The organism is Bartonella phoceensis (genome assembly GCF_902825145.1).
GTDB lineage: Bacteria > Pseudomonadota > Alphaproteobacteria > Rhizobiales > Rhizobiaceae > Bartonella > Bartonella phoceensis.
On sequence record NZ_CADEAD010000001.1, the window covers coordinates 465,596 to 479,291 of the forward strand.

The 13,696-nt window shown below is 38.0% G+C and carries 11 protein-coding genes and 3 tRNA genes; 12 read left to right on the forward strand and 2 right to left on the reverse strand.

The window, feature by feature from the left end; genetic code table 11:
* The first annotated feature begins 72 nt into the window (after window positions 1–72).
* The 3 genes from clpX to J7R07_RS02140 all read left to right on the forward strand — a co-directional run bounded on the left by clpX (window position 73) and on the right by J7R07_RS02140 (window position 4,461).
* A complete protein-coding gene (clpX, locus tag J7R07_RS02130) occupies window positions 73–1,347 on the forward strand; it encodes an ATP-dependent Clp protease ATP-binding subunit ClpX (protein WP_208435271.1) in 1,275 nt (424 codons plus the stop codon).
* 180 nt (window positions 1,348–1,527) lie between these two features.
* Entirely contained in the window at window positions 1,528–3,951 is a 2,424-nt protein-coding gene (lon, locus tag J7R07_RS02135) for an endopeptidase La (protein ID WP_208435272.1), read from the forward strand.
* Between the two features lie 231 nt (window positions 3,952–4,182).
* A complete protein-coding gene (locus tag J7R07_RS02140; RefSeq protein WP_208435273.1) occupies window positions 4,183–4,461 on the forward strand; it encodes an HU family DNA-binding protein in 279 nt (92 codons plus the stop codon).
* Between the two features lie 454 nt (window positions 4,462–4,915).
* Here the strand turns inward: J7R07_RS02140 and trmFO are convergent, their stop codons facing one another.
* On the reverse strand, window positions 4,916–6,313 hold the full coding sequence (trmFO, locus tag J7R07_RS02145) for a methylenetetrahydrofolate--tRNA-(uracil(54)-C(5))-methyltransferase (FADH(2)-oxidizing) TrmFO (RefSeq protein WP_208435274.1): 1,398 nt from the start codon (window positions 6,311–6,313) through the stop codon (window positions 4,916–4,918).
* A 168-nt stretch (window positions 6,314–6,481) separates the two neighbouring features.
* Here trmFO and J7R07_RS02150 point away from each other — a divergent pair.
* The 6 genes from J7R07_RS02150 (at window position 6,482) to J7R07_RS02175 (ending at window position 12,179) form a co-directional block, all read left to right on the forward strand.
* Window positions 6,482–6,564 (forward strand) — tRNA-Leu (locus tag J7R07_RS02150).
* Window positions 6,565–6,698: 134 nt separating this feature from the next.
* Entirely contained in the window at window positions 6,699–8,126 is a 1,428-nt protein-coding gene (gene tig / locus J7R07_RS02155; protein WP_208435275.1) for a trigger factor, read from the forward strand.
* Between the two features lie 129 nt (window positions 8,127–8,255).
* Window positions 8,256–9,755: an Asp-tRNA(Asn)/Glu-tRNA(Gln) amidotransferase subunit GatB gene (gene gatB, locus J7R07_RS02160; protein ID WP_208435276.1), complete on the forward strand. Its 1,500-nt coding sequence runs from the start codon at window positions 8,256–8,258 to the stop codon at window positions 9,753–9,755.
* 186 nt (window positions 9,756–9,941) lie between these two features.
* A complete protein-coding gene (locus J7R07_RS02165; protein WP_208435277.1) occupies window positions 9,942–10,340 on the forward strand; it encodes an NADH:ubiquinone oxidoreductase subunit NDUFA12 in 399 nt (132 codons plus the stop codon).
* Window positions 10,341–10,410: 70 nt separating this feature from the next.
* Window positions 10,411–10,845, forward strand: a complete 435-nt coding sequence (locus J7R07_RS02170) for a DUF2155 domain-containing protein (protein WP_208435315.1) — start codon at window positions 10,411–10,413, stop codon at window positions 10,843–10,845.
* A 593-nt stretch (window positions 10,846–11,438) separates the two neighbouring features.
* Window positions 11,439–12,179, forward strand: a complete 741-nt coding sequence (locus tag J7R07_RS02175; RefSeq protein ID WP_208435316.1) for a rhomboid family intramembrane serine protease — start codon at window positions 11,439–11,441, stop codon at window positions 12,177–12,179.
* Here J7R07_RS02175 and J7R07_RS02180 read toward each other — a convergent pair.
* Window positions 12,169–12,999: a TrmH family RNA methyltransferase gene (locus J7R07_RS02180; RefSeq protein ID WP_208435278.1), complete on the reverse strand. Its 831-nt coding sequence runs from the start codon at window positions 12,997–12,999 to the stop codon at window positions 12,169–12,171. The genes J7R07_RS02175 and J7R07_RS02180 overlap by 11 nt on opposite strands.
* A gap of 208 nt (window positions 13,000–13,207) precedes the next feature.
* Between J7R07_RS02180 and J7R07_RS02185 the strand changes: the two genes are divergently transcribed.
* The 3 genes from J7R07_RS02185 to J7R07_RS02195 all read left to right on the forward strand — a co-directional run.
* Window positions 13,208–13,291: transfer RNA gene (locus J7R07_RS02185), tRNA-Tyr, on the forward strand.
* 31 nt (window positions 13,292–13,322) lie between these two features.
* Window positions 13,323–13,396 (forward strand) — tRNA-Gly (locus J7R07_RS02190).
* Between the two features lie 173 nt (window positions 13,397–13,569).
* On the forward strand, window positions 13,570–13,696 hold a 127-nt coding region (locus J7R07_RS02195; protein WP_234924853.1), incomplete at its 3' end, for a GTP-binding protein.

The window sequence follows — 13,696 nt, forward strand, 5'->3', positions numbered from 1 at the left end:
TATAGTTTTCGTTATGAAAAACTTCCTTTGAAAAAACGAAGTATTCATATACTGTGGTGAAAGGAAAGAGAAATGAGCAAAATTGGCAATAGCGGGAGCGAATCAAAAAATACTCTCTATTGCTCATTCTGCGGCAAAAGCCAGCATGAGGTGCGTAAGCTCATTGCAGGTCCTACTGTCTTCATTTGTGATGAATGCGTAGAGCTTTGCATGGATATCATTCGTGAAGAAAATAAATCTTCTGGGATTAAGGCGCGTGATGGTGTTCCTACTCCACAGGAAATTATAACAGTTCTTGATGACTACGTCATTGGTCAGCAACATGCAAAGCGTGTTCTTTCTGTTGCTGTTCATAATCATTATAAGCGACTTGCGCATCAGTCTAAAAGCAATGATATTGAGTTAGCAAAATCAAATATTCTCCTTGTTGGTCCAACGGGGTGTGGTAAGACTTATCTAGCACAAACATTGGCACGTATTATCGATGTACCTTTTACCATGGCAGATGCGACCACTTTGACTGAAGCAGGCTATGTGGGTGAAGATGTTGAAAATATTATTCTAAAGCTTCTTCAGGCTGCGGACTATAATGTTGAACGTGCACAGCGTGGTATTGTTTATATCGATGAGGTCGATAAGATTTCTCGTAAAGCTGATAATCCTTCTATTACAAGGGATGTTTCGGGAGAAGGTGTTCAGCAAGCATTACTAAAAATTATGGAAGGAACAATTGCTTCTGTTCCCCCTCAAGGTGGACGTAAGCATCCGCAGCAAGAGTTTCTTCAGGTTGATACAACGAATATTTTATTCATTTGTGGAGGGGCTTTTGCTGGTTTAGAACGAATTATTTCGGGACGTGGTGAAAAAACGTCTATTGGTTTTTCTGCTACTGTTAAAGCACCTGATGAACGTTGTGTTGGTGAAATTTTTCGTGATTTAGAGCCTGAAGATCTTATAAAATTTGGTTTGATACCGGAGTTTATTGGCCGTCTTCCTATTGTAGCAACTTTGGAGGATTTAGATGTTAACGCTCTTGTTCAAATTTTATCACAGCCAAAAAATGCGTTGGTGAAGCAATATCAGCGTCTTTTTGAAATGGAAAGTGTTGAGTTAGCATTTCATGAAGATGCGTTACGGGTTATCGCCAAAAAGGCGATTGAGCGTAAAACAGGTGCACGTGGTTTACGTTCTATTATGGAGAAGATACTTCTTGAGACGATGTTTGAACTGCCGGCACTTGAAGGTGTTCAAAAAGTGGTTATTTCGAGTGACGTAGTTGATGGGAAAGCACGTCCTCTTTATATTTACTCAGAACGTGCAGAAGATAAAGAAAATGTGTCGGCATGACATTGTACAATATGAGAAGTGGTAATACACACCATTTGAAGGTAAGTGTTACAGAATATTATAGTCATAATGCTTGATTTGTATATTCACAGTTACCACTTCAGGTATTGTGGGAAGCTGAATTTTTTCTAAGGATGGGCTTGTGTAGTGGATAGATCATAGGTTCCAGAAAGGAGAGTTATGCAATATATTGATGAAAAGACAGATGAAGTAAAAGAGGGATTTTACGCTGTTTTACCTCTTCGTGATATTGTTGTTTTTCCACATATGATTGTTCCGCTCTTTGTGGGCCGAGAAAAATCCATTCGTGCTCTTGAAGAGACGATGGCGGTTGATAAACAGATATTGTTGGTTACGCAAAAAAACGCTTCTGATGATGATCCAAAATCGGAAGATATTTATGATATCGGTACGTTTGCTAATATTCTCCAACTTTTAAAGCTTCCTGATGGAACGGTAAAAGTTTTGGTTGAAGGCACTGCGCGTGCAAAAATTAGCCAATTTGCTTTAAGTGAGGATTATCATCAAGCTTTTGCAGCGGTTACGGAAGAGCCTAGAGAGAACGATGTTGAGATCGAAGCTCTTTCAAGATCGGTAATTACTTATTTTGAAAATTATGTAAAACTGAATAAAAAAATTTCTCCCGAAGTTGTCAATGCGATTGGCCAGATTGATAATCCTTCTAAGCTTGCTGATACTGTTGCCTCTCATTTGATGATTAAACTTTCTGAAAAGCAAAAAATATTAGAGCTATTACCTGTACGCGATCGCCTTGAACGTGTTCTTTCTTTTATGGAAGGAGAAATTTCTGTTTTGCAGGTTGAAAAGCGTATTCGTTCGCATGTTAAACGGCAAATGGAAAAAAACCAACGGGAATATTATCTCAATGAGCAGATGAAGGCTATTCAAAAAGAGTTAGGAGCGGGTGATGATAGTCGTGATGAGCTTTCTGAATTAGAAGAACGTATCAAGAAGACAAAACTTTCGAAAGAAGCAAACGAAAAAGCTGAGGCAGAGTTGAGAAAATTACGAAATATGTCCCCTATGTCTGCAGAGGCGACAGTTGTACGTAACTATCTCGATTGGTTATTAGCAATGCCTTGGGGTAAAAAGTCAAAGATTAAAAACAATTTAGATTTTGCTGAAAAAGTCATGAATAATGAGCACTTTGGTCTTGAAAAAGTCAAGGAGCGAATTGTTGAATATCTAGCAGTACAAAGTCGAGCATCAAAAATAAAAGGTCCCATTATTTGTTTACTAGGTCCTCCTGGTGTGGGGAAAACGTCGCTAGCCCGCTCTATTGCAAAAGCAACAGGGCGTGAATATGTCCGTATTTCATTAGGAGGAGTGCGAGATGAAGCAGAAATTCGTGGACATCGCCGGACATATATTGGCTCTATGCCTGGAAAAATTATTCAGTCTATGAAAAAAGCTAAAAAATCTAATCCGCTTTTCTTGCTTGATGAAATTGATAAAATGGGGCAAGATTTCCGTGGGGATCCTTCGTCAGCTTTGTTAGAGGTGCTTGATCCTGAACAAAATGGTACATTTATTGATCATTATTTAGAAGTCGAATATGATCTTTCTGATGTTATGTTTATTACAACTGCGAATACGCTTAATATACCGGGGCCGTTAATGGATCGAATGGAAATTATTCGTATTGCTGGCTATACTGAATGTGAAAAAATGGAAATAGTTAAGCAGCATCTTTTGCCAAAAGCATTAAAAGACCACTGCTTATCTAAAAAAGAATTCAGCGTTTCTGATGGTGCTATAAAGTCAATAATTCAATTTTATACACGTGAAGCAGGAGTGCGTAACCTTGAGCGTGAATTAATGAAAATAGCACGTAAATCAGTTACAAAAATTCTTAAAACGCATCAGAAGTCTGTGAAGATTACAGAAGATAATATTGATGATTTCCTAGGTGTTAAACGTTATCACTATAACCAGATTGAAGGAGAAAATCAAATTGGTGTTGTAACAGGGCTTGCCTGGACAGAGGTTGGAGGAGAGCTGTTGACTATTGAAGGGGTTATGATGACAGGTAAAGGTAAGATGACTGTAACTGGAAATTTGCGCGATATCATGAAAGAATCAATTTCGGCAGCAGCATCTTATGTCCGTTTTCGTGCTGTTGATTTTGGTATTGAACCTCCACTTTTTGATAAACGCGATATCCATGTTCATGTTCCAGAGGGTGCTACACCAAAAGATGGGCCATCAGCTGGCATTGCAATGGTGACGGCAATTGTTTCAATCCTCACAGGGATAGCGGTCTATAAAGATATTGCCATGACTGGTGAAATTACTTTGCGTGGGCGTGTTTTACCGATTGGCGGGTTGAAAGAAAAATTACTAGCAGCTCTTCGAGGAGGTATAAAAAAAGTACTTATTCCTGAAGAAAATGCAAAAGATTTGATTGATATTCCCGATGATGTCAAAAATAATATGGAAATTATTCCAGTAAATCACGTGAGTGAAGTGCTTAGGCATGCTTTAGTTCGTTTCCCCGACCCTATTGAGTGGACAGAGCCTCCCACGGTGCCTGTACCTATCAGATCAGAGAGTGAGAGTGAAGGAATACAGATTGCACACTGATTCATTCGTTTCATGTGTAATTGCATTTTCAGGGCAGCAAAAGGTATTTTTGTGGTTGTTTTTCTATTTATTTTGGAAAAAAGTAAAAAATTCCGTGAATAACTGTGATTATTACTAAAAAAACAATGTTTTGGATAAAAATAAGACTTCTGTTTGCTGTACTTTTCAATAAACTGGCCGATGACACGGTTAAGTTGTGTTATCTGGTAATATAGGGAAAGGAAATGTTCCATGAATAAAAGTGAACTGGTTAGCTCCATTGCTGAGAAAGCAGGCGTTTCAAAAGCCCAAGCAGGTTCTGTTGTTGATGCTTTTATCGCTGCTGTGACAGAGGCTTTGGCTTCAGGAGGAGATGTCCGTCTTCCAGGTTTTGGCTCTTTTGGCGTTTCTCATCGTGCTGCTACAAAGGGGCGTAATCCTTCAACTGGTGCTGAAATTAATATTCCAGCGCGTTCTGTACCCAAGTTTTCTGCAGGAAAAAGTTTAAAAGAAGCTATTAATAAAAAATAATTTACACTACAATAAAAAAACCCGATTTATTTATAAGCGGGTTTTTTTAGAAGTGTTTTGTAGATGTTTTCCGCATAAAGCTTGGCGATAAGCTTCTACCTTGAATATTTTCTAATACTTTTCTAAGGTTTTCATAAAGTATTGTGGGCGTAAAGTGATCAGAAAGTCGTTATTGCGGGGTATTTGAGAGGTGTTGGATCCTTTTTATTATCGTAGTACATTTCAATCATTACTTCTTTTAAATGGTTAGATTTTTTTACACGGGTGAAAACTTTTATTTATAGTGAAAAATTCTTTTAGAATCCTGATATTGTTTAATAAACAATAGAAAATAGCGCAGTCTTTATTCGTTTGCAGCAGTTAGTATCATAAAAAGGCTTTAGAATGATTTTGCACGGGAATCATTGGAATCTTTTTGAATAGGCTGAAGGTTAGAGAATGTATTTAAAAGAGACTATTTTTCTTTCTCTGCTAACCATTGAGTACAATCATTGAGCGCTCTAGCAGTTATAGCTTGTTTTTTTGCTATTTTTTTTTCTTTGCTTGATAGACCTTTTTCTAAGTTCTTAATAGAATCGATAGGAGGAAAAAGACCGAAATTGATATTCATTGGTTGAAAGGATTGTTTTTCTATTTCTTGCGTTACGATATGTCCACCCGTAATATGATTTAAAAGAGCTCCAAATGCTGTGGTTAATGGCGGGAGACGAGGGACGTTATGATGATATTCCGCAGCGGCAAAACGTCCAGCAAGAAGTCCGATTGCCGATGATTCTACATAGCCTTCACATCCAGTGATTTGTCCTGCAAAACGCAATTTAGGTTTTTGTTTCAAGCGAAGAGTTTGATCAAGAATGACTGGTGAGTTAAGATAGGTATTGCGATGAAGCCCACCAAGACGGGCAAATTCCGCTCTTTCAAGACCAGGGATCATTCTAAAAATACGAACTTGTTCACTATATTTCAGTTTTGTTTGAAAACCAACCATATTATACAGGGTTCCAAGCTTATTATCTTGGCGTAATTGGACGACGGCATAGGGTTTAACTTTGGGATTATGGGCATTAGTTAATCCCATAGGTTTCATAGGTCCGTGCCTTAGAGTTTCAGGCCCGCGTTCAGCCATAATTTCAATTGGTAGACATCCATCAAAATAGGGCGTTTTTTCAAAGTCGCGGAATTCTATTTTTTCTGCATTTTTTAATGCTTGAACGAATGCTTCATACTGTTCTTTATTAAGAGGGCAGTTAAGGTAATCTTTTCCTGTTCCTTCAGGTCCGATTTTATCATAGCGAGACTGATACCAAGAAATGTCTAAATCGATGCTATCGGTATAGACAATAGGTGCGATAGCATCAAAAAAAGAAAGAGCTTCTGTTCCAGTGATTGCTTGTATTGCTTGGGCAAGTGCTGATGAGGTAAGAGGGCCAGTTGCAATGATAATATGATGCCAATCTTCAGAAAATTTTCGAATTTCTTCACGTTCTATCTTTATAAGAGGATGCTTTTCAAGCACTGTCGTAATAGTTTTTGAAAATTCATTGCGGTCAACAGCAAGAGCGCTACCTGCTGGTACTTTATTGGCATCTGCAGCTTTCATAATCAGCGATTTTGCTAGCCGCATTTCGGTATGTAAAAGTCCTACAGCATTTGTTGAAGAATCATCGGAACGGAATGAATTTGAACAGACCAATTCTGCAAGCATATCGGTTTTATGGGCATCAGATTTTTTTTGGGGACGCATTTCGTGCAAAATAACAGGGATTCCTGATTGTGCAATTTGCCAACTTGCTTCACTGCCTGCAAGTCCGCCGCCGATGATATGGATTGGGGTATTGAGTGTATTTAACATAACCTACTTTTAGCGGAATCTGCTCTATATGGAAAGGATAGATTTTGTTTTTGCAATTTATTAAGAATAACGTGTATTTGGATATTTTTGATATATTTGTTTGCTTTTTTTCTTTAATTAATGGTATAGAAACGCCGCTTATGTAAGGTTACTGGCTTTTAAGTTTGAGCGGATGTGGCGAAATTGGTAGACGCACCAGATTTAGGTTCTGGCGGGAGACCGTGGGGGTTCGAGTCCCTCCATCCGCACCAAAGGGATTTCTTGAGTACTATAGATATTTATGTGCCGAGAGTTCCGCTTTATGGTGATTTAACACTCAAGTGTTAGAATATAGTTATTATCAGAGTAGGATTATCCCTCTCTTTAAGGAAAATGAAGGTTATTTATGCAGGTTACCGAGACGCTTAATGAAGGACTGAAGCGCGAAATTAAGATCGTGGTTCCGGCGAGAGATTTAGAAGAAAAATTGAATGAACGGTTAGAGAATACTAAGGGTAAAATCAAGATTAATGGTTTTCGTCCCGGTAAGGTACCCGCTGGATACCTGCGAAAAATGTACGGTAAATCTTTTATGGCGGAAATTCTCAATGAGATTGTCAGCGATGCACCCCGTTCTGTTTTAGCGGGCCGCGATGAGCGTTCTGCAATGCAGCCACAAGTTGATATAAATGAAGATGAACAAATTTTAGATGGCAAAGCTGATTTTATTTTTAGTTTAAAGTATGAAGTTTTGCCAAAGTTTGAAATTAAGAATTTTGAACATATCGAAATTACCCGTGAAATTGCGGCTATTCCTGAACAAGAGATTGATGATCAAGTAAAACGTGTTCTTTCTTCTACGCGTAATTATTCGCCAAAGGATGGTCTTTCTGAGGAAGGTGATCGTATTACAATAGATTATTTTGGTAAGCTTGAGGGGGTTCCATTTGAGGGTGGAGCAGATAATGGTGCACAATTAATTTTGGGCTCAAAACAATTTATTCCTGGTTTTGAAGAGCAATTGGTTGGTGTAAAAGTGGGTGATAAGAAAACGATTTCTGTTAAATTTCCTGATAATTACAATGTAGTACATTTGGCTGGTAAGGATGCAGAATTTGATATCACCGTTCAAGCTGTCTCTAAGCCAGATGCGTTAAAGATTGATGATGAAGCAGCGCAAAAAGTTGGTTTGGAATCTCTGGATCGCTTGCGTGAAGTTGTTCGTGGGCAGATTGAAAGCCAATACGGCGCAATAACACGTCAAAAAATTAAGCGTCAAATTCTTGATGCCTTGGATACTGATTATAATTTTGAAATTCCTGAAGGACTTTTAGAATTTGAGTTTAACAACATATGGACTCAGGTTAATGATGATTTAAAAAAAGCTGGACGCAGTTTTGAAGATGAAGGTGTTACAGAGGAAAAGGCACGGGAAGAATACCACGTGCTCGCACAGCGTCGTGTTCGTCTTGGTTTGGTACTTTCTGAAATTGGTATGAAAGTTGGTGTGAAAGTAAGTGAAGATGAGCTAAAAGCAGCGGTTTTTGACCAGGTTCGTCAGTATCCTGGGCAAGAGAAAGAAATTATGGATTTTTTCCGTAATACTCCTGAAGCTGTTGCAAATCTACGCGCTCCAATTTTTGAAGAAAAAGTCATTGATCACTTGCTGGCAAAGATAAAAGTGATAGATAAAGAAGTAACAGTTGAAGAGCTGATGAAAGAATATGACGAAACAGATTTAACAGAAAAAAAACCAGAGAAGAAAAAATCTGCAGTGAAAGAGAAGGCCGCAGAGAAAGTTTCAGCTAAAAAAAAGACACCTAAAAAAGGTTAATATTTATCCGAACAGAACAAGCCCGGTGAAGTCGGGCTTTTTTATAAGATTTCTAGTCTAGACTTGCACTAAGAGTGGTTTTAGATTAGCCATTATGTGTGTTGAGAAGATATTGATAGTGGATTGGCAATGAGCATCGTTGATACGCGCACTCCTGATTCTAAGCGTTTTATTTCTGGAGTTACAGGTGATTGGGAAGTTATCATTGGCATGGAGGTTCATGCGCAAATCATATCAAATTCGAAATTGTTTTCAGGTGCATCAACCAAATTTGGTGCGGAACCGAACAACCATGTATCGCTTATTGATGCAGCTATGCCTGGTATGCTACCTGTTCTTAATCAAGAATGCGTTTGTCAAGCAGTTAGAACGGGTTTGGGATTAAAGGCACATATTAATCTAAAATCTGTTTTTGATCGTAAAAATTATTTTTATCCAGATTTACCGCAAGGCTATCAAATTTCTCAGTTTCGTTATCCGATTGTAGGTGAGGGGAAGGTTATTATATCTGTTGGACCGGATTCAAACGGTCAGTTTGAGGACATTGAAATTGGGATTGAGCGTTTGCATCTTGAACAAGATGCAGGAAAATCTATGCATGATCAACATCCAACAATGTCTTTTGTGGATCTTAACCGTGCTGGTGTTGCTCTTATGGAAATTGTTTCTAAACCAGATATGCGTTCGTCAGATGAAGCTAAAGCCTATATGACAAAATTGCGCACGATTGTACGTTATTTAGGGACCTGTGATGGCAATATGGATGAAGGATCTATGCGGGCGGATGTTAACGTATCAGTTCGTCGTCCTGGTGAAAACTTTGGAACACGCTGTGAGATTAAAAATGTAAATTCTATTCGCTTTATTGGTCAAGCGATTGAATATGAGGCACGTCGTCAAATTGCAATTTTAGAAGATGGTGGTGTCATAGATCAAGAAACGCGGCTTTTTGATGCGGTTAAAGGTGAGACGCGGTCTATGCGCTCAAAGGAAGAAGCACATGACTATCGTTATTTTCCTGATCCTGATCTTTTGCCATTGGAATTTGATCAAGCATTTGTCGATGCTTTAGCGGCTGAGTTACCTGAATTGCCTGATGATATAAAGACACGTTTTGTCAAAGAAATGGGAGTGACGGAATATGATGCTTCTATTCTCGTGACAGAGAGAGCTATTGCTAATTATTTTGAAAAAGTAGCATATGGTCGTGATGCAAAAACAGTTGCAAATTGGGTAATTAATGATCTTTTGGGTGCTTTAAATAAAGATAATCGTGAGATTGAAGAGGCACCAATATCACCAGATCAGTTGGGAAGTATTATTGATTTGATCAAGGAAGAAACTATTTCTGGGAAAATTGCCAAAGATATCTTTGAAATTATTTGGAATGAAGGTGGAGACCCGCATCAGATTGTAGAAGAACGAAATATGAAGCAGGTAACAGATACAAAGGCTATTGAAAAAGCTGTTGATGAAATTATTGCCAATAATTCTGATAAAGTTACGCAAGCAAAACAAAAACCTGCTTTAGTTGGTTGGTTTGTTGGTCAGGTCATGAAAACAACAAGTGGTAAGGCAAATCCTCAAACTGTTAATAAATTGGTTAAGATGAAGCTTGGTATAGATTAAGTTTTATGGGGTAGAGAGAACTCCATAAATATGATATTTCTGATAACTGAGGAATATAGCTGCGCTTATCAAATGGAAACATGATTGACTTTACGGGTAAAGTTTTGTTTTTGATAATTTCAAATATCATGATGGTTTTATTCCAACGATTAGTTTCATGAGCGTACTAAAGAAATGGACGATAAGATGCCTGTTTTTTTAAAGCAAATCTTTACATGGTGGAATGGTAATACCATAAATACCCGATTTTTTACTTGGCGTAAAGGTCAGCGTATAGGAGAAGATCAGTTTGGGAATGTTTACTATGAGGGAAGCACGCATAAAGATGGTTATCCGCGCCGTTGGGTTATTTATAAAGATTATTCTGAAGCTTCTACTATTCCACCAGGTTGGCATGGTTGGATTCATCATCGCTGTAATATTCCTCCAACAGAGGAAGATTATAAACCCTATGAATGGGAGAAGCCTCATGTTGCCAATATGACAGGAACAAGCGATGCTTATCGACCAAAGGGAGCTATTCCTTACAGTAGTGAGCGTCCTTGTGTGTATGAAGATTATGATGCATGGTTGCCTAAAAAATAAGATATTTTGGTGTGTGTGTTTTCTCGTTTATGCTATTTTATAAACAGAATTTTTAGATATGATTGATGTGATGAGAACCTTTTTACCCTTGGGATTGAAGCGTTTTTTTTGTCTTTGTTTCATAGAAGTTGTAATATTTTTTCCATCAGTTTTTGGAGGGCAGGCCGAGCGTGTGAGTAATGGAATTGCTGTTTTTGCTGGTCTTGATAAAATCACTGGTCGGACGACGCGTTTTGAAGTTTCTCTTGGTGAAGTTTATCAATACGGTGCTTTACAGGTATCGCCGCGCGCATGTTATACGAGCTCCAAGGATGAACCAACGCGTACAACTGGTTTTGTTGAAGTCAATGAGGTTACATTAGATAAAAAGGTACGGCGTATTTTTACAGGGTGGATGTTTGCAGATAGTCCTGGCTTGAATGCTGTAGAGCATCCTATCTATGACGTGTGGTTAAACGATTGCAAACAAGGCAAACAAGATTCTCAGAATCAACCTCTTCCCTGATTTTTTTTATGAATGATGTATTGAGATCAAAACATTCTTTTTGTTTATTTGATAACTTTCCTTTAAGAAGTTAAAGACAGCTTTAGAAAAGAGAGGGGTGGGGTGCTGAAGAAAGGGGGGGTGATGTTTTTATTTGCGTATTTAAAAAGCATATTGGTTATTGTACATTTATGATGGTTTTCATAAAAACGCTAACTTTAAATACTAAACTGTAAAGTACCATAATTTTACAGAGAAAATACAAATCAATTGATGAGATTTTATTCTCACAACGTTTGAGCTTTTTCTTTTTGATGGAGAAGCATATTAAACAGATATATCATCAAAATTATATTCTCTCTACAATAAAGATCTCTATGAAATGAATGATTTTAATTGCGTTTTTATGATATAGTAATTTTGTGGACGACATTCTGAATACGCATTTTTCAAAATGTTTTGTACAAGCCACAAGGATTTTCATATAGAGATATTTGAAGTTTAGGAGCACGCACCAAATGAAGTTAAGTGTAAAGTTTTTTTATTATCAAAGTAGATAATTTGTTTTGCACAAAGAGCTATTGCTTCATCAATAAAGTATGAGATTTTATACAATGAAAGATACTGATTACAATTATAATAATGTATCATTTTTTCTCAAACAACCTCCAGAACCATTATTGAATGTCCCGTTTATTGTCGTTGTTTTGATAACATTTTGTTTTTTTATCTATTTGATTTCGCATTATTTTTTTCCTCTTCAGCTTTCTATTGAAAGCCTTAAGATTTTTTCATTTACACCGGTGTTATTTAAGACTGACCCCTTAGCATTTTGTCACACGATTATTAGTTATTCCTTTATGCATAGTAGTTTTAAACATGTTGCTATTAACATGGCTTGGCTTTTGGTTTTTGGGTCTCCTTTAGCAAGGCAGTTGGGTAGTTTACGTTTTTTAATGTTTTGGATATTAACGGCCATAATAGCTGTGTTGACTTATTTTACCTTTCACCAAGAGAGTGCGATATCGCTTGTCGGTGCGTCGGGCGCAGTGTGTGGAATGGTGGGCGCTATTGTACGTTATGGTTTTCTTCGAAGTTATTTGGGAGGCAGTGCGCAGAGTGAAAGCCTTTTAGGCCCTTTGTTGTCTATCGAAAAAGCACTAAGTTCGAGGTGGTTACTTATTTTCGTGAGTGTATGGCTGAGTGTGGATTTTATCATAGGCATTTCTTCTTTTCTCTTTGAAGGAGATGGTATTTCAATTGCGTGGGAGGTGCATATTAGTGGTTTTTTTTCAGGCTTTTTATTAATCGGTTTTTTTGATATTTCGCGGAAAAAGTTAAAAACTACGATCTAAGATATTTATGAGCGGCATAAAGCGCTATTGTTGCTGCGTTTGAAACATTTAATGATTTAATATCTCCTGGCATATCAAGGCGTGTTAATGCGCAAACGGTTTCACGTGTTTTTTTACGTAAGCCTTTTCCTTCTGCCCCTAAAACAAGAGCAATTTTTTTCCCTGTTAATGCAGTTTCTAGAGGGTATTCACCTTCTGAATCAAGTCCAAAACTCATAAAACCCGCTTGATGGAGTTCTTGGAGTGCTTCAGTGAGGTTTCGTACAGTGATATAGTGAATCAGCTCTAAAGCTCCGGATGCGGCTTTAGCGAGAACACCACTTTCTTGAGGTGAATGGCGATAAGTCGTAATAAGAGCATCAGCTTTAAATGCAACTGCAGAGCGCATAATAGCACCGACATTATGTGGATCGGTAATTTGATCCATGACGATAACAAGATCAGTATTGGTAAGTTGAGAAAATTGACATGGCTTGAGGGGTTTAGTTTCTACAACAATGCCTTGATGAACTGCATCATTTCCAACGAGCGCATCAAGTTGTTTTGGTGTACATAATGTCACAGGACAAGGGTAATCTGATTCGGGTATATTTAATCGTTTTAAGGCATTTGGAGTAACATAAAGACATTCAAAAATTCTTTTTGGATTTTTTAAAGCAGCGTAAACGGGATGAATACCATAAAGACGTATTTTGCCTTCTTGTAAGGGAGCTGCTTCCTTTTTTTGGGGTATGACAGATCGAGAAGAGAAGCCTTTTGTATCGCGATATCGGCGACGTAAACGCGCATAATGAGAATTTTTTGATATTTTTTCTTTCATAACTTCTTTATAGCGTGTTAATGATAAAAATAGAGAGAAAAAAACTGTGATTTAAAATTATTATCAGGAAATTTGTACAGAATCATATTTATTCTGTTGACAGATCCGATAGTAATCGTCATAACCGCCCCGCAGCCAGTTTGAATTGCAATGAGTGATCCGAGTTTGGCTGTCATGATACCTCGTCGTGCAACTTTGCCGATGTAATGGAGGGGTGCCCGAGTGGTTAAAGGGGGCGGACTGTAAATCCGTTGCGTATGCTACGTTGGTTCGAATCCAACCCCCTCCACCATACATCGAAGGAGAGTTAGTACGTGGATCATGCGGGTATAGCTCAATGGTAGAGCAGCAGCCTTCCAAGCTGAATATGCGGGTTCGATTCCCGCTACCCGCTCCAAACAGTTGCTGATGATTGGGCTATTGAGTGTGATAGAGAGATATTTTCGTCATTTTCCCCCGTCTAAGAGTTGTAGTGGTTGGGGCTAGTGAGTGGTCCGATTTAATTCAGTTCTACAAGCCTGTTTCCAGGTGCTAACAAAGCAAAGAGAATGAACAAGAGATTTAATAGCGATGGCAAAGAGCAAATTTGAACGTACGAAGCCGCATGTTAACATTGGTACGATTGGTCATGTTGATCATGGGAAGACTTCATTAACAGCAGCGATTACGAAATATTTTGGTGAATTTAAAGCGTATG

Coding starts and splice junctions, on each gene's coding strand:
- J7R07_RS02170 (WP_208435315.1), top strand. CDS start 10,411: ATGAGAACCTTTTTACCCTTGGGATTGAAGCGTTTTTTTTGTCTTTGT.
- tig (WP_208435275.1), top strand. CDS start 6,699: ATGCAGGTTACCGAGACGCTTAATGAAGGACTGAAGCGCGAAATTAAG.
- trmFO (WP_208435274.1), bottom strand. CDS start 6,313: ATGTTAAATACACTCAATACCCCAATCCATATCATCGGCGGCGGACTT.
- J7R07_RS02165 (WP_208435277.1), top strand. CDS start 9,942: ATGCCTGTTTTTTTAAAGCAAATCTTTACATGGTGGAATGGTAATACC.
- J7R07_RS02180 (WP_208435278.1), bottom strand. CDS start 12,999: ATGAAAGAAAAAATATCAAAAAATTCTCATTATGCGCGTTTACGTCGC.
- clpX (WP_208435271.1), top strand. CDS start 73: ATGAGCAAAATTGGCAATAGCGGGAGCGAATCAAAAAATACTCTCTAT.
- J7R07_RS02140 (WP_208435273.1), top strand. CDS start 4,183: ATGAATAAAAGTGAACTGGTTAGCTCCATTGCTGAGAAAGCAGGCGTT.
- lon (WP_208435272.1), top strand. CDS start 1,528: ATGCAATATATTGATGAAAAGACAGATGAAGTAAAAGAGGGATTTTAC.
- gatB (WP_208435276.1), top strand. CDS start 8,256: ATGAGCATCGTTGATACGCGCACTCCTGATTCTAAGCGTTTTATTTCT.
- J7R07_RS02175 (WP_208435316.1), top strand. CDS start 11,439: ATGAAAGATACTGATTACAATTATAATAATGTATCATTTTTTCTCAAA.